This is a genomic window from Streptomyces sp. NPDC029138 (assembly GCF_055564375.1).
Genome location: NZ_JBVHWM010000063.1, coordinates 19,294 through 36,447, shown reverse-complemented (window position 1 = coordinate 36,447; position 17,154 = coordinate 19,294). Strand labels below are relative to the sequence as shown.

At 71.2% G+C, this 17,154-nt stretch carries 18 protein-coding genes; 7 read left to right on the top strand and 11 right to left on the bottom strand.

The genetic code is table 11. The features are described from left to right. Positions 1 to 99: 99 nt before the first annotated feature. On the bottom strand, positions 100 to 834 hold the full coding sequence (locus ACZ4WH_RS34435) for a hypothetical protein (RefSeq protein ID WP_468188270.1): 735 nt from the start codon (positions 832 to 834) through the stop codon (positions 100 to 102). Positions 835 to 1,072: 238 nt separating this feature from the next. On the opposite strand from ACZ4WH_RS34435, the gene ACZ4WH_RS34430 reads away from it, so the two are divergent. Genes ACZ4WH_RS34430 through ACZ4WH_RS34420 form a run of 3 tightly spaced genes read left to right on the top strand, consistent with a single transcriptional unit; the run spans position 1,073 to position 4,152 of the window. Continuing rightward, positions 1,073 to 2,374, top strand: a complete 1,302-nt coding sequence (locus tag ACZ4WH_RS34430) for a magnesium transporter MgtE N-terminal domain-containing protein (protein WP_468188235.1) — start codon at positions 1,073 to 1,075, stop codon at positions 2,372 to 2,374. Then, entirely contained in the window at positions 2,364 to 2,975 is a 612-nt protein-coding gene (locus ACZ4WH_RS34425; protein ID WP_468188233.1) for a DUF1003 domain-containing protein, read from the top strand. Before ACZ4WH_RS34430 ends, ACZ4WH_RS34425 begins: the two co-directional genes overlap by 11 nt. Before the next feature lie 43 nt (positions 2,976 to 3,018). Beyond that, entirely contained in the window at positions 3,019 to 4,152 is a 1,134-nt protein-coding gene (locus ACZ4WH_RS34420; RefSeq protein ID WP_468188231.1) for an Mrp/NBP35 family ATP-binding protein, read from the top strand. A gap of 62 nt (positions 4,153 to 4,214) precedes the next feature. Here the strand turns inward: ACZ4WH_RS34420 and ACZ4WH_RS34415 are convergent, their stop codons facing one another. Then, complete coding sequence (locus ACZ4WH_RS34415; RefSeq protein WP_468188229.1) at positions 4,215 to 4,616, bottom strand: hypothetical protein; 402 nt, start codon at positions 4,614 to 4,616, stop codon at positions 4,215 to 4,217. A gap of 121 nt (positions 4,617 to 4,737) precedes the next feature. Between ACZ4WH_RS34415 and ACZ4WH_RS34410 the strand changes: the two genes are divergently transcribed. Next, a complete protein-coding gene (locus ACZ4WH_RS34410; RefSeq protein WP_468188227.1) occupies positions 4,738 to 7,407 on the top strand; it encodes a DUF6185 family protein in 2,670 nt (889 codons plus the stop codon). Positions 7,408 to 7,456: 49 nt separating this feature from the next. On the opposite strand, the gene ACZ4WH_RS34405 is transcribed toward ACZ4WH_RS34410, so the two are convergent. The 5 genes from ACZ4WH_RS34405 to sigE form a co-directional block, all read right to left on the bottom strand. Continuing rightward, a complete protein-coding gene (locus ACZ4WH_RS34405; protein WP_468188225.1) occupies positions 7,457 to 8,122 on the bottom strand; it encodes a hypothetical protein in 666 nt (221 codons plus the stop codon). Between the two features lie 249 nt (positions 8,123 to 8,371). Beyond that, positions 8,372 to 8,833, bottom strand: coding sequence for a sec-independent translocase (locus ACZ4WH_RS34400; protein ID WP_468188223.1), 462 nt, complete (start codon positions 8,831 to 8,833; stop codon positions 8,372 to 8,374). An 84-nt stretch (positions 8,834 to 8,917) separates the two neighbouring features. Next, positions 8,918 to 10,813 (bottom strand): S1C family serine protease, encoded by a 1,896-nt coding sequence (locus ACZ4WH_RS34395; protein WP_468188221.1) that lies wholly within the window; start codon positions 10,811 to 10,813, stop codon positions 8,918 to 8,920. Between the two features lie 132 nt (positions 10,814 to 10,945). Beyond that, positions 10,946 to 12,028, bottom strand: a complete 1,083-nt coding sequence (locus ACZ4WH_RS34390) for a zf-HC2 domain-containing protein (protein WP_468188219.1) — start codon at positions 12,026 to 12,028, stop codon at positions 10,946 to 10,948. Continuing rightward, a complete protein-coding gene (gene sigE / locus ACZ4WH_RS34385; protein WP_468188217.1) occupies positions 12,025 to 12,738 on the bottom strand; it encodes an RNA polymerase sigma factor SigE in 714 nt (237 codons plus the stop codon). Before sigE ends, ACZ4WH_RS34390 begins: the two co-directional genes overlap by 4 nt. Positions 12,739 to 12,972: 234 nt before the next feature. On the opposite strand from sigE, the gene ACZ4WH_RS34380 reads away from it, so the two are divergent. Continuing rightward, positions 12,973 to 13,671, top strand: coding sequence for an O-methyltransferase (locus ACZ4WH_RS34380; protein ID WP_078611812.1), 699 nt, complete (start codon positions 12,973 to 12,975; stop codon positions 13,669 to 13,671). Between the two features lie 84 nt (positions 13,672 to 13,755). Here the strand turns inward: ACZ4WH_RS34380 and ACZ4WH_RS34375 are convergent, their stop codons facing one another. Further along, the gene (locus ACZ4WH_RS34375) at positions 13,756 to 13,923 is read right to left on the bottom strand and encodes a DUF3117 domain-containing protein (protein WP_018544333.1); all 168 of its coding nucleotides are present in this window, start codon (positions 13,921 to 13,923) and stop codon (positions 13,756 to 13,758) included. A 143-nt stretch (positions 13,924 to 14,066) separates the two neighbouring features. Next, on the bottom strand, positions 14,067 to 14,246 hold the full coding sequence (locus ACZ4WH_RS34370) for a hypothetical protein (protein ID WP_468188215.1): 180 nt from the start codon (positions 14,244 to 14,246) through the stop codon (positions 14,067 to 14,069). Between the two features lie 49 nt (positions 14,247 to 14,295). On the opposite strand from ACZ4WH_RS34370, the gene chcB reads away from it, so the two are divergent. Beyond that, positions 14,296 to 15,099: a 2-cyclohexenylcarbonyl CoA isomerase gene (gene chcB, locus ACZ4WH_RS34365; protein WP_468188213.1), complete on the top strand. Its 804-nt coding sequence runs from the start codon at positions 14,296 to 14,298 to the stop codon at positions 15,097 to 15,099. A gap of 82 nt (positions 15,100 to 15,181) precedes the next feature. On the opposite strand, the gene ACZ4WH_RS34360 is transcribed toward chcB, so the two are convergent. Both ACZ4WH_RS34360 and ACZ4WH_RS34355 read right to left on the bottom strand, forming a co-directional pair. Beyond that, entirely contained in the window at positions 15,182 to 15,769 is a 588-nt protein-coding gene (locus tag ACZ4WH_RS34360; RefSeq protein WP_468188211.1) for a DNA-3-methyladenine glycosylase I, read from the bottom strand. Next, complete coding sequence (locus ACZ4WH_RS34355) at positions 15,766 to 16,131, bottom strand: DivIVA domain-containing protein (protein WP_468188210.1); 366 nt, start codon at positions 16,129 to 16,131, stop codon at positions 15,766 to 15,768. Before ACZ4WH_RS34355 ends, ACZ4WH_RS34360 begins: the two co-directional genes overlap by 4 nt. Before the next feature lie 138 nt (positions 16,132 to 16,269). Between ACZ4WH_RS34355 and folP the strand changes: the two genes are divergently transcribed. Further along, entirely contained in the window at positions 16,270 to 17,130 is an 861-nt protein-coding gene (gene folP, locus ACZ4WH_RS34350) for a dihydropteroate synthase (RefSeq protein ID WP_468188208.1), read from the top strand. Positions 17,131 to 17,154: the final 24 nt, after the last annotated feature.

Sequence of the window (17,154 nt, the reverse complement as noted above, 5' to 3'; positions counted from 1 at the left end):
CAGCGGCCTGGAACGGAAGCCGCCGGGAGAGTCCCGCCGCAACGGCTCAGCCCCCGCGGCGGGTCCGGCGGTGCCGGACCACCCCGGCCGGACGGCCGCCTACGACGTCGGCAGCTGTCTGCCGTAGTCCACCGTTTCCGACTTGGCCGGTTCCTCGACGGTGAAGTTCTTGCCCCAGTCGGAGAAGCGGAGCGTGCCCGCGTCGCCGGCGCGGACCAGGCGCAGGGGATAGGGCGTGCCCTGGAGCGACACGTCCAGCGTGCCGCCGGAGCCCTTGTCGCCGGTGATGCGGATCGTGCGGGTACCCGCCCCGTCGGTGTGGTGGCCGTCCGTCGCCAACGTGCCGTGCAGCGTCAGCAGACCGTCGAGGAGGACGTCCTTGTCCGTGAAACCGCTGAACTTCTTGTACGAGGGATCTGCCTGCGGCACCTTCACGTACTTGCCGTCCAGCTTGCCCGTGGCGCCGTCGCTGCCGTCGGCGTGGTTCCAGAAGTCCGCGTCGGCCTTGAGATACAGCTCCTCGCCGACCCGCAGTAGCTTGAAGGTCGCCCCCTGCGAGGTCACCGACCCGGTCCCGCCGGCGTCCTTGAGCCGCATGTCCAGCTGGTACGTACGGCCACTGGTGACCACCGTCCCGGCCAGCCGCACGGCCGACGCCGCCTCGGCGGCCGCCCGCGTCTTCGCCTGGATCTTCGCGGCGGGCAGCTTGCCCACCCCGTTGGTGCCCGCGTCCGGATCGTCGCCGCCGCACCCCGACAGCGCCATCGCTCCCGTCACGGCCAGTGCGCAGGTCGCGGTCAGCAACGCGGTCCGGCGGGTACGGCTCCGGGGCATCGCAGTCACAGGTGAGGTCGCCTTTCTGACGGTTCCTGAGCGGCGTACCGCAGCGTACCGGTGCCCCGCCCGCCCGGCGGAGCCAGTCCGTCCGGACCCCCCACCAGGGCGTATCCGAGCGGTACGGGCTAGCCTGAAGCGCACCCGCGCGGGCAAATCCGAGCAAATTCCACCCACAGCAGTCCTCAGCGACTCCCAGGCACATTCCCAGCGATTCCCAGGCAAAGGAAGCAGAGCCATGGCAGCCGGCGCCCCCCGGATCTTCGTCTCGCACCTCGCCGGGGTTCCCGTCTTCGATCCGACCGGCGACCAGGTGGGTCGCGTACGCGATCTGGTCGTCATGCTGCGCGTCGGGCGACGGCCCCCGCGCGTCCTCGGGCTGGTCGTCGAGCTGTCCACCCGGCGCCGTATCTTCCTGCCCATGACCCGGGTCACCGGCATCGAGTCCGGCCAGGTCATCACCACCGGCGTGGTCAACGTCCGCCGCTTCGAGCAGCGGCCCACCGAGCGGCTGGTCTTCGGCGAGCTGCTGGACCGGCGCGTGACGCTGGTGGAGACCGGCGAGGAGGTCACCGTCCTCGACGTCTCCGTGCAGCAGCTGCCCGCCCGCCGGGACTGGGAGGTCGACCGCGTCTTCCTGCGCAAGGGCCGCAAGGGCGGCGCCTTCCGGCGGGCGAAGGGCGAGACGCTGACCGCCGAGTGGTCGGCCGTCACCGGGTTCTCCCTGGAGGAGCACGGGCAGGGCGCCGAGAGCCTGCTCGCCACCTTCGAGCAGCTGCGCCCCGCCGACCTCGCCAACGTCCTGCACCATCTCTCCCCGAAACGGCGGGCCGAGGTCGCCGCCGCCCTGGACGACGACCGGCTCGCCGACGTGCTCGAAGAGCTGCCGGAGGACGACCAGATCGAGATCCTCGGCAAGCTGAAGGAGGAGCGCGCGGCGGACGTCCTGGAGGCGATGGACCCGGACGACGCGGCCGACCTGCTCTCGGAACTGCCCGAGGAGGACAAGGAGCGGCTGCTGAGCCTGATGCAGCCGTCCGACGCGGCCGACATGCGCCGCCTGATGTCGTACGAGGAGCACACGGCCGGCGGTCTGATGACGACGGAACCGATCGTGCTGCGGCCCGACGCCACCGTCGCCGACGCGCTCGCCCGGGTCCGCAACCCGGACCTGTCCCCCGCCCTCGCCGCCCAGGTCTACGTCTGCCGCCCGCCCGACGAGACCCCGACCGGCAAGTACCTGGGCACCGTCCACTTCCAGCGGCTGCTGCGCGACCCGCCGTACACCCTGGTCAGCTCGCTCGTGGACGACGATCTGCAAACGCTGTCCCCGGACGCCGGCCTGCACGTCATCGCCGGGTTCTTCGCCACGTACGACATGGTGGCGGCGCCCGTGGTGGACGAGTCCGGGTCGCTGCTCGGCGCGGTGACCGTGGACGACGTACTGGACCACATGCTGCCCGAGGACTGGCGGGAGACGGAGTTCCACCTCGAAGAGGGGCTCGATCAAGGAGAGGGGGCGGCCACGCATGGCTCCTGAGCGCGAGACCGCGACCCGCGAGCGCCATCCGGCGGGCGCCACGGCCGCCGGCCGGCCCCGGGCCCGGCTGGACCAGCCGCGCGCGCCGCGCCGCCGGATTCTGCCCGAGTGGGACCCGGAGGCCTTCGGCCGGCTGTCGGAGAAGATCGCCCGGTTCCTGGGCACCGGGCGCTTCATCGTCTGGATGACGGTCGTCATCATCGTGTGGGTGGTGTGGAACGTCGCCGCGCCCCGCCATCTGCGCTTCGACGAGTACCCGTTCATCTTCCTGACCCTGATGCTGTCCCTTCAGGCGTCCTACGCGGCCCCGCTGATCCTGCTCGCGCAGAACAGGCAGGACGACCGCGACCGCGTCAACCTGGAGCAGGACCGCAAGCAGAACGAGCGGTCCATCGCCGACACCGAGTACCTGACCCGGGAGATCGCCGCCCTGCGCACGGGCCTGGGCGAGGTGGCCACCCGCGACTGGATCCGCTCGGAGCTCCAGGACGTGGTCAAGGAACTGGAGGAGCGCCGCCGCCACGACGGACACCCAGGTCACGTCGTATTCCCGGCGGAACGGGCGGAACGCCCGCCGGGACGTGACACAGAAGACCGCTGAGGGGCATCCCGGACGCCCCTCGGCGCGCCGTACCATCGTCCTTATGGCTACGGAAGACGCGGTGCGCGAGGCACTGGCGACGGTGAACGACCCCGAGATCAACCGCCCGATCACCGAACTCGGGATGGTCAAATCGGTGGAGATCGGCGCGGACGGAGCGGTCGCGGTCACCGTGTATCTGACGGTGTCCGGCTGCCCGATGCGCGACACCATCACGCAGCGCGTCACGGAGGCGGTCTCCCGGGTCGAGGGCGTGACCCGCGTCGACGTCACCCTGGACGTGATGAGCGACGAGCAGCGCAAGGAGCTGGCGACGGCCCTGCGCGGCGGCCAGGCCGAGCGCGAGATCCCCTTCGCCAAGCCGGGCAACCTCACCCGGGTCTACGCGGTCGCGTCCGGCAAGGGCGGCGTCGGCAAGTCCTCGGTGACCGTGAACCTGGCGGCGTCGATGGCCGCCGACGGCCTGAAGGTCGGTGTCGTCGACGCCGACATCTACGGCCACAGCGTGCCGCGCATGCTGGGCGCCGACGGCCGGCCCACCCAGGTCGAGAACATGATCATGCCGCCGTCCGCGAACGGCGTGAAGGTCATCTCCATCGGCATGTTCACCCCGGGCAACGCACCGGTCGTCTGGCGCGGCCCGATGCTGCACCGCGCCCTCCAGCAGTTCCTGGCCGACGTCTACTGGGGCGACCTGGACGTCCTGCTCCTGGACCTCCCGCCCGGCACCGGTGACATCGCGATCTCCGTGGCCCAGCTGATCCCGAACGCCGAGATCCTGGTCGTGACGACCCCGCAGCAGGCGGCGGCCGAGGTGGCCGAGCGCGCCGGTTCCATCGCCGTACAGACCCACCAGAAGATCGTCGGCGTGGTCGAGAACATGTCCGGCCTGCCCTGCCCGCACTGCGGCGAGATGGTCGACGTCTTCGGCACGGGCGGCGGCCAGCTGGTCGCCGACGGCCTCACCCGCACCACGGGTGCGACGGTCCCGGTTCTCGGCAACATCCCGATCGACGTCCGCCTCCGCGAGGGCGGCGACGAGGGCAAGCCGGTGGTCCTGACCGACCCGGACTCCCCGGCGGGCTCCGCGCTACGCGCGATCGCCGGGAAGCTGGGGGGGCGGCAGCGGGGGTTGTCGGGGTTGTCGCTGGGGATCACGCCGAAGAACAAGTTCTAGGTCTGCCACGACGAAGGGGCGCCGTCTTCACGGACGGCGCCCCTTCGTCGTACCCGCCGCGCTCAACGATCGTCGCGGTCGTCCGCGCGCCCCGGGCAGAGATCGAGCGTGGTGCACAGCATGATCTCCTGACAGGAGCCGCCCTCGGGCCCCGCGCCCGGCTCGCGGCCTGCATGCGGCACGAACCGCCATTGCGATGCCTTGGCGTGCTGGGTCCTGTCCGCCTTCTCGACGTGGGCGTGCAGCGTGCGAGCCACGGGGTCGTTCGTCTCCACCAGCACTTCGCCGGCGCGGACCGGGAAGTGGTCGTGCAACAGGCAGAGGCCGAAACGGTTGAGATTCCCGTGCTTGGCCAGCACCGCCACCACATCCCGGACGAACTCGGCGTCCTGGGGCCCCAGTCCTTCGGCTTCCTCGAATGGGGGAAGCGGATTCCGCGGGACGCCCGTTTCGGTGTCGGTCATGGGTCCTCCGTCAATCGACTGACGGTCACCAACTCCCATTGTCGGACGCCGAACCCGCCCCCGCAAATGCCGCTGGCACCCCCAAGCAGGTGCGTGTCAGCGATCCGCCGTGTGTCCGAGCATGGCATGTACAACGCTTTGTCTACATTCGCCGGGGACGTGGAGAGGTGTCGGTCCTATGGCGATGACTCGGTGGTGGCGGCTGCTGCCACTCCTGGTGCTGGTGGCATGTGTATGGGGATGCGGTCCGGCTCAGGCACGACAGCGGGATGCCGGTACTGACTGTCTGTCGGACGGCCTCAAGGGAAGTACGGTCAAGGCCACATTGCGGTTGGAGCATCACAAGCGCTCAACTCCCTGGATCACCTCCGACATGACGGTGTGGGTGCCGAGACAGTGGCCACTCGCCAGACATCTGACATTCGGTGAGAAGTCTCAGCAGTACCGCCAGGCGATGCGATGCCTGCTGCTCGGGGACGAGGCCCCCGGTGCACGGAACGAATGGCGCCCACATGACCCCGAGGTGACCGCCACCGATACCTCGGTCAAGGTGCACTACGCCGCACAGAACTGGATCACCTCGGAAAACCCCGTCCTCGTGGGCCCTTGGGAGATCATCCCCACCGGGAGGACATGGATGGTCTATCTGTGGCCGCCGACGCTTCAGACCATCCGGTGGCAGGAGATCGAGGCCGATCTAGGTGGCCTCAATTTCAACGACCTCGCGGAACGGGCGTCGTCCTCCACCGGTAACGGCCTGGTGTGGAGGAACAAGCTGCCCGAAGAAGTACAGGTGGAGGTCGATCCGCCCTGGCAGCGCTGGGTGCCGGTGAGATTCAGTCAGTCACTCTGGATCACCGCGGGCATCGCCTCATGGTGGGTTTGCGCCTCGGCCCTGATCGCCTGGGCCGCAATTCGTGCCAAGCGCGCCGAAACAGCCGCTGCGCGCGAGACGGCACGGCAACCCGCGGAGGGGGAGACGGCTCAGCGATCGACGGCGGACGTCGCGAAAGCCGACGCCGAGCACGAGGTGAGCCCCACGCGCATGCTGCTGGAGTGGGCCGGGCTCAGCGCGGGGGTCGCCTTGGCACTTCTCCTGATCCTCCCGCAGCAGGATCTTTCCCCCCGGTCGAACGCCCTTCTCTGCATCCCTGCGGGCCTGATCCTGATCTTCGCCGCCCGCCCCTGGATCCTGAGCACGTCACGCACCTCACCTGGCGCCGCACCGGATGAACCGGCCCGGCCCGGAGGCATCCGACGCCGGCAGGCATGCGCTGTCATGGTGACCGCGTGTGCGGCCGCGGGCATCGGCCTGCTGGTGATCCTGGCCCACAATGCCTTCGGGCTACCGGAGAATCTGAGGCCGAGGATGACGACCGGCCTCAGTCGCACCGGGCTTTCCCTGCTGGGACTGATGACTGTGTGGCTGTGGTTGACCGCCATGGTTGCCTGGGGCTGGCGCTTCGCGCGCGAAGGAGGATTGCTCCGCGAGCGCTGGACCAAGCAGTGGGACGAGGCCCCGCTCCCATGCGTGGCCATCGTCGGAAGCCTGCTGCTCGCCGTCGCCTCGGCACTGCTCACCTGCGCCTGGTGGATGAACAAACGACGGTGGGAGCGCGTCAACTGGCTCGTCGAGCAAAAAGACCCTTCTGCTTACAACGCATCCCTGAGTAATACGCTGGAGAATTTCTTCTACACCGACCTGAGATGGATTTTCGCCTACAGTTGGGTATTGACAGGGGTTGCCCTGCTGTCCCTGCTGCGCTTTCGCAACAGACCGCCCCGAGCACATGGCCGCCGTAGGCACGAGCGATTCTCCCTGGGGCCGAGCAAGCCGGACCGCCTGCTGACCGTCTCCTTGTTCGCCTTCTTCGTCGGCATTCGGGCCGCCAAGTTCGCAGGCGCCAGCGCCCTGTACGGCATCTGGCTGGGGTTGAACATCGTCGCCCTCTACGCCGTTCTCGCCCTGGGGCGTCGGTGGTCCGTGCTGAACCGGATGGGGAAGCGCTTCTGCGCAGTGAGGCTAGGCACCGAGCAGGACCAGAGCAAATTGCTGGAGAAAGCCCACCAGTACCGTAATCTGAACCATCAGATGCACTTGTTGGATCGCGGGCGTGCCAACGGGGTGACCTGCGAGCAGTTGGAGGAAAAACTGCGCCAACTGCGTCAGTGGCTGGTAACCGCATGCGAAGGAGCCCCACCGCAGCACATTTCGGTGCTGGACATCGCCCTTGCCTGGGGACCGGAGGGACGCTGGTGGTCCAATGCGGTTCGCGCGGGGCGGCTGGCCTTCTGGTTCGGAGCGCCGGCCACCGCGCTGCTTCTCTACTACGAGGCACAGGATCCGTATGGGCGGCAGCAGATCCTGTCCTCCCCCATCGGCCTTCCGGAGTTCGTCGCGGACCTGGTCCTCTACCAGATGGCATGGACGGTCGCCGGTTTCACGCTCGGGGCACTGTGGCGTCTGCTGCCCGGACGCCGTAGCCAGGTGCGGGCCTGGCTCCTCACCGCCGCCTACGGCTTTCCCGCGGTGCTGGCCGCTTTGCTCATCCACGTCATGGACACAGACGCGCGCCAACTCCTCCTGTACGCCGCACTCCTTCTCGTCGTCCTGACACTCACCAGCATCTGGATGGACCTGGCGACGTTCCGGGAGGAACGGCAGTACTGGCCCAGCGGTTTCGCCCTGCTGCTGTCCGTCTACCAGCTGCGCGGCTTGTCCGTAGGGATCACCTGGCTCGTGGCTCAGGTCGCGGCCATCGTAACGATCTTCACCAACCTGACACATTGAACCGACGGCCGGCCGGGCCCGGGCGGCCACCACATCCGGGCCCCGCTCCTCACGCGTACGCGGCGACGTCCTTGATCACCGCGAACCCGAGGCCGTACGCGCTCATCCCCCGTCCGTACGCGCCCAGGTGGACGCCCGTCTCCGTGGTGCCGGCCAGTACCCAGCCGTACTCGGACTCGCGGTAGTGGAACGAGGCCGCCACGCCGTCCACCGGAAGGGACAGCTTGGACCACTCCGGGCCGTCGAGGTCGTCGGCCAGGGCCCACGCCGTCTCCGTCTGCTGGTCCAGCCAGTCGTCCCGCAGGCTGTGGTCCATCTGCCCGGGCCAGGTGAACGACAGCAGCCCCACCCCGGCCAGCCACGCCGCCGAGGACACCGACGTCGCCTCCAGCAGCCCCGTGCCGTCGGCGCTCCGCCGGGACGGCTGCGCGGCGACGGTGACGACGACCGCGAACTTCTCCCGCGGCTCCCCGGCGGAGCCGGTCTCGCTCCGCACCGAGGGCTCGTCGCCGTGCCCGATCGAACCGTGCTCCACGGCGCCGTCGGCGGCCGTGCCGACCTGCATCAGCCAGCGCGGCCCCGTGAACGCCTCGTCGAGCCCGTACCACGGGAAGGGCGCCCTCAGGTAACCGTCGACCGTACGCCGGGCGGAGGGGAGTTGCTGTCCGCCCTCCGCGGCCGGCACCTGCGCGCCCACCCGACTCGTCGTCTCCATCTGCCCGGACGCCTCCTCGCTCTCGTCGGACCGGGGTGGCCCGCCCCCCTTCGGGCGTACGCGGCCGGTCCGCACAACAACTCGGCAGCATATCCACACCGCTGAAGGCGGCAGGGCAGGCGCTGGATGCGTGGGTCGCACGAACGGCCTGTTCGGCCGTGTGCGACGGGTGCCCGCTATGAAACGCGTCACGTGAGCGGCGTACGCCCGCGTGCGCGTGTCGGTATGAAGAAGCGCCGGCGGGGGCGCTTACGTGGCGTCCGCGTCGAAGGGCGGGCGCTCGTCGTCCCCGGGCGTCTCGGGCTTCTTGGTCATGTCGACGCGCCCACCGGAGGACGACGAGGGCGACGAGGAAGAGGACGACGAAGAGGACGAGGAGGGCGAAACGTCGCGGCTGTGGACCGCGTCCGTGACCTCCGCCATCTCCTTCTTCAGATCGAACCCGTTGCGGATCTCCTTCAGCCCCAGCTCGTCGTTGTCCAGCTGCTTGCGGATGAACGTCTTGGGGTTGAGATCCTCGAACTCGAAGTCCTTGAACTCGGGACCCAGTTCGTTACGGATGTCCTCCTTCGCGCTCTCCGAGAACTCGCGGATCTTCCGGATCGTGCGCATCACGTCCTGGATGACCTTCGGGAGCTTGTCCGGACCGAAGACGAGCACGGCGAGCACGATGATCGTCACCAGCTCCAGTGGTCCTATGTCATTGAACACCTGACGCTCCTTGCGATGTCCTCGGTCGCTCAACGGTACCCGGCGTTCCTGTCCGACCGGTACCGTCCCGAGGTGAGACTTCTGTCAGTCCTGCTCCGACGCGCCCAGCACGAGTGACACCTCCCGCTCGGTGCCGTCGCGGTCGACCGTCAGCCGCAGCCGGTCCCCCGGCCGGTGCGCGCGGATCTTGACGATCAGCTCCTCACCGTTGTGGACGCGCTCACCGCCGGCCTCGGTGATGACGTCGCCCGCCCTGAGCCCGGCCCGCTCGCCGGGGCCGCCCCGGGTGACGGCGGGACCGCCGCTCGCGCTCTTGCTGTCGATACGGGCGCCGTCGCCGGCGTACCCCATGTCGAGGGTGACGCCGATCACGGGGTGCGTGGCGCGGCCGTCGTTGATCAGTTCCTCGGCGACGCGCTTGGCCTGGTTGACGGGTATGGCGAAGCCGAGGCCGATGGAGCCGGCCTGGCCCCCGTCGGAGTCGGAACCGCCGTCGGCGGAGCGGATGGCGGAGTTGATGCCGATGACCTGCGCCCGCGAGTCGAGCAGGGGACCGCCGGAGTTGCCCGGGTTGATGGGGGCGTCGGTCTGGAGCGCGTCGACGTACGACACATCGCTGCCGTCGCTCTTCTCCCCGCCGGCCGTGATGGGCCGTTCCTTGGCGCTGATGATCCCGGAGGTGACCGTGTTGGCGAGGTCGAAGGGGGCGCCGATGGCGACGACCGGGTCGCCGACCTTGACGTCGTCGGAGTCGCCGAGGGGCAGCGGGGTGAGTCCGTGGACGCCGCGCACCTGGACCACGGCGAGGTCGTAGCCGCTGTCCCGGCCGACGACCTTGGCCTTGACGGTGTCGCCGCTGCTGAACGTCACGGATATCTCGCCGCCCGTCCCGGCGGGCTCGACCACGTGGTTGTTGGTGAGGATGTGCCCCTCGGTGTCGAGTACGAAGCCGGTGCCGGTGCCCGCCTGGTCGGCCCCTCGGACGTGCAGCGTGACCACGCTGGGCAGGGCGCGGGCGGCGATCCCGGCCACGCTGTCCGGCGCCCGGCCCGCCGGCACGCTCCCGGCCTGCGGCAGCCGTACGTCGTCGCCGAGGCCCTCGCGCTGGACATAGGCGCCGGCGGCTCCGCCGACGCCCGCGGAGAGCAGGGCGACGACCAGGGTCCACACGAACAGCAGCCGCCTCCCGCGCTTGGTGCGCTGCTCCTCCGTCAGCACCTTGGCACCGGTCTGCTGCAACGGCCCCGGGGCGAGCACCTGCTCCTTGGCGGAACCGGCGGCCCAGGGGTCGTAGCGGCTCCAGGGGTCGGCGACCTGTGGGGTGGGGTCGACGGGGGCGGGGGCGGTGCCGGGGGCGCTGCCAAGGGCGGTGCCGGGAGGTGCGGGGGCGGTGGGTGCCGGTGCCGGTACGGGCGCGGCCGGCGGTGCCGGTGCCGGAGCGGGTACGTGGGGCGCGGATGTGGAACGTCCGGGCGCGGAGGGCGCGGGCGCCGTTCCGGGGGCCGTGGCTGCCCGCATGGGCGCCGTGGGCACGGCCATCGGCGGAGCCGTCGGCGCGGCTACGGCCGTCCCGTGCGCCGGGGTCGCCGCCGGATGCTGCACCGGCGGCGCGGGTGCCCAGGGGCCGGGTTCGCCGTACGGCGGGGTGCTGTACGGGTCGGGGTCGTGCAGCGGCCTGGGCCGCTCGGCGGGCGCAGCCCAGGCGGTCTCCCCGGTCGACGCCACGGCGTCTTCCGAGGTACCTCCTCCTCCGGCACCTCCCCGGACGTCTCGACCGGTGTGTCCGCCCGCGTCCGCCCCGAGGATCTCCCCTCCGTCCGCGTCGGCAGGCAGCCGCGTCGGCTTGGCCAGTTCGAAGTCGCCGTCGGCCCCGGTGGCTTCCGGTACGGCGCCCTCGACGGGCTCGATCCGGTCGGCCGGTGTCACCCCCGCCGCCCCCTTCGGTCCGTCCACCGGCGGAACACGGTTCCCCTCGTTCATGCTCTCCCCACGGCTGGGCCGCGACCGCGGGCTGCCGCGGCCATGGAACGTCGTCCACCGCCCCCGGGTCGTCGCCGCGGGGGCGGTCTCACAGGATTCAACCAGGTTCGCGGGCCGGGGCGCAGTGGCCGGTCAGCGCGACCGGTGGGGCACGGCGGGAGCGGCCGGAGAAGCCGGAGAGGCTGAGGGAGTCGAGGGAGTGGAGGGAGCGGGGGTGGTGTCGGGGACGGGGGCGGACAGCAGGCCGGAGCCGACGACTCCGGAGGTCGAGGGCCAGTCGGCGAGCGGCAGGGCCACGGTCTCGTCGAGCGGGCGTATCAGTGGGGAGACGGCGGCGACACCGGCCAGCATGGGCGCGGCCACGGCGCGCACCGGCCCGGTCCGGTCCTGCCCGGCGGCGGGGGGCGGCACTCCGGGCAGCAGCGGTGCGGACAGGGTCGTCGGCGCGGCCGGGGCCGGGGCGAGCAGCGCACCGCCCTGGGCGAGCAGCGGCCCCACCGGGCGGCGGCGCTGACTGTCCGGCGTGGCCGCGCCTGAGCCCGCGCCGGTGCCGGCCGAGCGGGCCGGGATCACATTGCTGCCGGTGCCCGAGCCGCCGCGGGCGTCCGTGGTCAGGTCGCCGGGGAGGGTGGTGGTCACGCCGCCTAGGGCGACCGCGGCCAACGACACCGCACCGGCGGCCGCGAACGCGAACCGCAGTCCGCGTGAGGCCGAGCGGCCGTCGTCCGGGCGGCCGACGGGATGGATGCGGAAGCCGCGGTCCTCGGGCGTGGCGGCGCGGTCCGCGCGGGCCGGCAGAAAGCCGGGGGCGCGAGCCGGGACGTACCCGAAGGGGAGGCGCTCGCCGCGTCTCACTCCGAACGGCCCGGAGGCGTCGGAGGCGTCGGACGGTCCGATGGCGGGGCCGCCGCCGAGGAATCCGCCCCCGGGCGACGGCGTGCCGCCGCCGTCCAGGTCACCTCCCCCGGGAAGCCCCTGGAGGCGGGCCAGGAAGCTCGCCGAGGGCGGGGGCGGGGCCGCCTCCGCGAACACGTTCTTCAGCGCGCGCTGGGCGTCCGCCTCCGCCTTGCACCGGGCGCAGGTGGCCAGGTGCGCGAGGACGCGCTCACGCGTCTCATGACCCAGCTCTCCGTCCACGAGGGCGGAGAGCCGGTCTCCCAGGTGCTGCTCTGCGAGGCGCGCCTCCTCGACAGGTTTCGGCCGAGATCCACTCACGCGGTCGCGCCCCCTCCCCCCAGAGCGGGGACACGGGTCAGGAAGGAGCGCCGCTCGGCCGCGCGGGCCTCCGGGGAGCGGTGCGCGAGGGCCTTGCGGAGCTGGGACCGGCCGCGGTGGATGCGGGAGCGGACCGTGCCGAGCTTCACGCCGAGGGTCGCGGCGATCTCCTCGTACGACAGTCCTTCGATGTCGCACAGGACGACGGCGGCGCGGAACTCGGGCGCGAGGGTGTCGAGGGCCTGCTGGACGTCGGCGTCGAAGTGCGCGTCGTTGAACAGCTGCTGCGGGGTGGGCTCGCGGCTGGCCAGGCGCTCGGCCGCGTCCTCGCCGAGGGCGTCGAAGCGGATGCGCTGCTTGCGCCGGACCATGTCCAGGAAGAGGTTCGTGGTGATGCGGTGCAGCCAGCCCTCGAAGGTGCCCGGCGAGTACGTCGACAGGGAACGGAAGACGCGGACGAAGACCTCCTGCGTGAGGTCCTCGGCGTCGTGCTGGTTGCCCGTCAGGCGGTAGGCGAGTCGGTAGACCCGGCCGCTGTGCGTGCTGACGATCTCCTCCCACGCGGGCGGAGTCCACGCCTGCCCGTCCGCGTCGGTGGCGAAGGTCGCGGTCTGGGTCTCGCCTGCGGCGAGACCGGCGGCGTGGCTGTCGGCAGCGGTGTCGGTCACGGATTTCGGCCTGCCCGCCGACCCGAGGAAGCGCCGCAGCACTCCGCCCCGATCCCCGGGCGCAGCCGCACCTCCCCTGTCGGCTCTGGTGGTGTCCAGTGGAGCCCCTACCATAGCCACCTCGCCCGTTAGCTCCGGATAAGCGGTTTTACGAGAATTTGATACACGCTGATACGGCTCATGCGCCTGCGTCAGCAGTTGCTCGGCGTCCTGCTCCACCTCTCGCCCCCCGTCGCGTCCCCGGCCACCGGCTCATCCCTATAAACGCCCGGTCCCATCTGCGGGTTCCCGACGCCAACGGATACAGTCACGCCCAGGCAACCACGGGGACAGGAGAGGGTCATTACCGGCAACCGGCAGACGAGCTGGGCGTTCGCCGACGCCTTTGTCGCCGAGGACGAAGCGCTGCGCTGGGCCCGCGACCGGGCCCGCGAGGCAGGGCTGCGCTCGGTGTCGCCCAGCACGGGCGCCGCGCTGCGACTGCTCGCCGCCTCCGTGGACGCGAAGGCGGTCGCGGAGATCGGCACGGGCTGCGGGGTGTCCGGCATTCATCTGCTGCACGGGATGCGGCCGGACGGGGTGCTCACCACGGTGGATCCGGAGCCGGAGCACCAGCAGTTCGCCCGGCAGGCCTTCCGCGTCTGCGGCTTCGCCAGCAACCGGGCCCGGTTCATCCCCGGCCGCGCGCTGGACGTGCTGCCGCGTCTGGCGGACGCCGGCTACGACCTCGTCTTCTGCGACGGGGACCGGCTGGAGTACCCGGACTACCTCGCTGAATCGTTGCGTCTGCTGCGGCCGGGCGGCCTGGTGGTCTTCGAGGGCGTGTTCGCCAACGGTCGTACGGTCGATTCCGGGCCGCAGCCGACCGAGGTGCTGCGGCTGCGCGAGCTGCTGCGCACCGTGCGCGAGAGCCAGGAGCTGGTCCCCTCGCTGCTGCCGGTGGGCGACGGCCTGCTGTGCGCCGTCAAGCGCTGAACCCGCAGGTGAGGGCGGCTGAACGCGGCTGCCCCGGCACCGCTTGCGATGCCGGGGCAGCCGGAAGGACTGATCGCTGGGACGTCAGACGACGACCTTCTTGAGGGCGTCGCCGAGCGCCTCGGCCTCGTCAGGGGTCAGCTCGACGACGAGTCGACCGCCGCCTTCGAGCGGAACGCGCATGACGATGCCCCGCCCCTCCTTGGTCACCTCGAGCGGGCCATCACCCGTCCGCGGCTTCATGGCCGCCATGCTCGTTCCCCTTCCTGAAACCAGCTCATCGTCTGCCGACGGCCCCACGGGGGCACCCGCCATCCGAAACGGACACGCGACACCGGCATCGAACACATTGCTTCCAAGCCATTATCCCGCATCGCAGGACCCGATGACCAACATCAGTCGGCATCGCTTGGGCAACGCGCGCGAGCAAAACCACCCAATTCGGCGATGTGGCTGCGATACTGCGCCACCGCACGAAGATCCGCCGACCTTTTCCGCTCCGGTTTTCTTTGACGCAGGTCACACGTCCGGTCCGGCCCTTGGGCGGCGATCTCCGCCATGCTGTCCTCAGACATGGACGTACTGAGCGGTACGTCACCAGCCGCGAACCGGAGGGGATGCGCCATGGCCGACACCGTGCTCTACGAGGTGAGCGACGGACTCGCGACGATCACGCTGAACCGCCCCGAGGCGATGAACGCGCTGAACATCGCGACCAAGGTCGCCCTCCGGGAGGCGGCGGAATCGGCGGCCGGCGACACGGCCGTACGGGCGATCCTGCTGACCGCCGCCGGGGACCGGGCGTTCTGCGTGGGCCAGGACCTCAAGGAGCACATCGGGCTGCTGGCCAGTGACCGGGAGACCGGGTCCGGGCAGACGATGAGCACCGTCAGGGAGCACTACAACCCGATCGTGCGGGCGCTGGCCGGGGCGCCGAAGCCGGTGGTCGCGGCGGTGAACGGTGTGGCGGCCGGGGCCGGGTTCGGCTTCGCGCTCGCCGCGGACTACCGGCTGGTGGCCGACAGCGCCTCCTTCAACACCTCGTTCGCCGGGGTGGCCCTGACCGCCGACTCAGGGATCTCCTGGACGCTGCCCCGGGTGATCGGCCCGAGCCGCGCCGCCGACCTGCTGCTCTTCCCGCGCAGCATCAGCGCGCAGGACGCGTTGGAGCTGGGGATCGCCAACCGGGTCGTGCCCTCCGCCGGGCTGCGCGCCGAGGGCGAGAAGGTCGCTCGGGCGCTGGCCTCGGGGCCGACGGTGGCGTATGCGGCGATCAAGGAGGCGGTGGCCTTCGGGCTGACGCACTCGCTCGAGGAGACGCTGGAGAAGGAGGACGAGTTGCAGACGCGGGCCGGGCAGTCCGAGGACCACGCCATCGCCGTGCAGGCGTTCGTGAACAAGGAGAAGCCGAAGTACCTGGGGCGGTAGCCCGCCGTGGGGGGCCGCGGGCTTGTGGTGGGTTCCTCGCGCGCAGGCGGCGGAGCCGCGTATCGGCACAGCCCCGCGCCCCTCAGGGGGCGCTTCTCGCCACGCACGTCTCCAGGTGGTCGTCGACCAGGCCGCACGCCTGCATCAGCGCGTACGCCGTCGTCGGGCCGACGAATCTCAGGCCCCGTTTCTTCAGCGCCTTCGACAGTGCCGTGGACTCCGGGGTGACCGCCGGGACGTCGGCCAGGGTCCGGGGGGCCGGACGGGTGGCCGCGTCGGGGGCGTGGGACCAGATCAGCTCGTCCAGGTCGCCCTCGGCCCAGTCGGCGAGGACGCGCGCGTTGGCGAGGGTGGCGTCGATCTTCGCTCGGTTGCGGATGATGCCCGGGTCGGTGAGCAGGCGGTCGCGGTCGGTGTCGGTGAAGGCCGCGACCTTCTCGATGCGGAAGCCGGCGAAGGCCGCGCGGAAACCCGGGCGGCGGCGCAGGATCGTGATCCAGGACAGGCCCGACTGGAAGGCCTCCAGGCTGAGCCGCTCGAAGAGGGCGTCGTCGCCGTGGACCGGGCGGCCCCACTCCTCGTCGTGGTACGACACGTAGTCGACGGTGGACAGGGCCCACGGGCAGCGCAGGGCGCCGTCCGGCCCGGGGATGGCTGCTCCGGTGGTCATCGCTGCTCCTCCGGGCCCTCGCTCTTGTCCGGGTGCGCGTGCTGGACGTGCGCGGCGGCGGCTCTCGCACCGGCCAGCGCCGACTCCAGGTCGGCGATCCGGGCGTCCCGCTCCGCCAGTTCCGCGGCGAGCCGGCCGAGCGCGTCGTCGACGTCGGCCATGCGGTAGCCGCGCGGGGCGAGCGGGAAGCGCAGGCTCTCCACGTCCGCGCCGCTCACCGGGCGGTCCGCGGGCAGCGGGTCCTGGAGCCGCTCCGGCGCCGCCTCGGGCAGCGGGGCACTCTCCCCGCCGCCCACCACGGCCAGGGTCACCGCGGCGACCACGACGGCCAGCGCGACGACCAGGAACAAGAACATCACCATCGCCTTAGGGTCCCCACGCTCGTTACCGGACGCTGTGCCGGAAGCCGAATCTGTCAGGGTCCGATCGTGCCATGCGAGTCTGACAGTTAGGGTCACAGGCGGCCGTACTGCGGAACGTACTAGGAGAGGTCACAGCGGATGCTCAGGCTGGGCAGGCGGGAATTCGGGCCGCACGAGCCGGTGATCATGGCGATCGTGAACCGGACGCCGGATTCCTTCTACGACCGAGGAGCCACCTTCCGCGACGAGCCGGCCCTGGCGCGTGTGGAGCAGGCGGTGGCCGAGGGCGCCGCGATCATCGACATCGGCGGGGTCAAGGCCGGGCCCGGTGAAGAGGTCACGGCGGAGGAGGAGGCGCGCCGGACGGTCGGTTTCGTCGCGGAGGTACGGCGCCGGTTCCCCGATGTGATCATCAGCGTGGACACCTGGCGGGCCGAGGTCGGCGAGGCCGTGTGCGAGGCGGGCGCGGACCTGCTGAACGACGCGTGGGGCGGGGTCGACCCGGGGCTCGCGGAGGTCGCGGCGCGGTACGGGGTGGGGCTGGTGTGCACGCACGCCGGGGGTGTGCAGCCGCGGACGCGTCCGCACCGGGTGACGTACGACGACGTCATGGCCGACATCCTGGACGTGACCGTGGGGCTGGCCGAGCGCGCGGTCGCCCTCGGCGTGCCGCGCGAGTCGGTGCTGATCGATCCCGGGCACGACTTCGGGAAGAACACGCGGCACAGCCTGGAGGCGACCCGGCGGCTGGACGAGATGGTGGCCACGGGGTGGCCGGTGCTGGTGTCGCTGTCCAACAAGGACTTCGTCGGGGAGACGCTGGACCGGCCGGTGAAGGAACGGCTGATCGGCACGCTGGCGACGACCGCCGTTTCCGCGTGGCTCGGGGCGCAGGTGTACCGGGTGCACGAGGTGGCCGAGACCCGTCAGGTGCTGGAGATGGTGGCGTCCATCGCCGGCCACCGGGTCCCTGCCGTGGCTCGCCGGGGTCTGGCCTGACCGACCAGGGGGCTGAGGTGGGCG

Bases quoted from the DNA above. Each gene is read 5' to 3' on its own strand.
- ACZ4WH_RS34360 (WP_468188211.1), bottom strand. From the start codon at position 15,769: ATGACCACCGGAGCAGCCATCCCCGGGCCGGACGGCGCCCTGCGCTGC.
- ACZ4WH_RS34435 (WP_468188270.1), bottom strand. From the start codon at position 834: ATGCCCCGGAGCCGTACCCGCCGGACCGCGTTGCTGACCGCGACCTGC.
- ACZ4WH_RS34425 (WP_468188233.1), top strand. From the start codon at position 2,364: ATGGCTCCTGAGCGCGAGACCGCGACCCGCGAGCGCCATCCGGCGGGC.
- ACZ4WH_RS34410 (WP_468188227.1), top strand. From the start codon at position 4,738: ATGGCATGTACAACGCTTTGTCTACATTCGCCGGGGACGTGGAGAGGT.
- ACZ4WH_RS34430 (WP_468188235.1), top strand. From the start codon at position 1,073: ATGGCAGCCGGCGCCCCCCGGATCTTCGTCTCGCACCTCGCCGGGGTT.
- ACZ4WH_RS34420 (WP_468188231.1), top strand. From the start codon at position 3,019: ATGGCTACGGAAGACGCGGTGCGCGAGGCACTGGCGACGGTGAACGAC.
- ACZ4WH_RS34415 (WP_468188229.1), bottom strand. From the start codon at position 4,616: ATGACCGACACCGAAACGGGCGTCCCGCGGAATCCGCTTCCCCCATTC.
- chcB (WP_468188213.1), top strand. From the start codon at position 14,296: ATGGCCGACACCGTGCTCTACGAGGTGAGCGACGGACTCGCGACGATC.
- ACZ4WH_RS34375 (WP_018544333.1), bottom strand. From the start codon at position 13,923: ATGGCGGCCATGAAGCCGCGGACGGGTGATGGCCCGCTCGAGGTGACC.
- ACZ4WH_RS34370 (WP_468188215.1), bottom strand. From the start codon at position 14,246: ATGTCTGAGGACAGCATGGCGGAGATCGCCGCCCAAGGGCCGGACCGG.
- ACZ4WH_RS34395 (WP_468188221.1), bottom strand. From the start codon at position 10,813: ATGAACGAGGGGAACCGTGTTCCGCCGGTGGACGGACCGAAGGGGGCG.
- ACZ4WH_RS34355 (WP_468188210.1), bottom strand. From the start codon at position 16,131: ATGGTGATGTTCTTGTTCCTGGTCGTCGCGCTGGCCGTCGTGGTCGCC.
- ACZ4WH_RS34405 (WP_468188225.1), bottom strand. From the start codon at position 8,122: ATGGAGACGACGAGTCGGGTGGGCGCGCAGGTGCCGGCCGCGGAGGGC.
- folP (WP_468188208.1), top strand. From the start codon at position 16,270: ATGCTCAGGCTGGGCAGGCGGGAATTCGGGCCGCACGAGCCGGTGATC.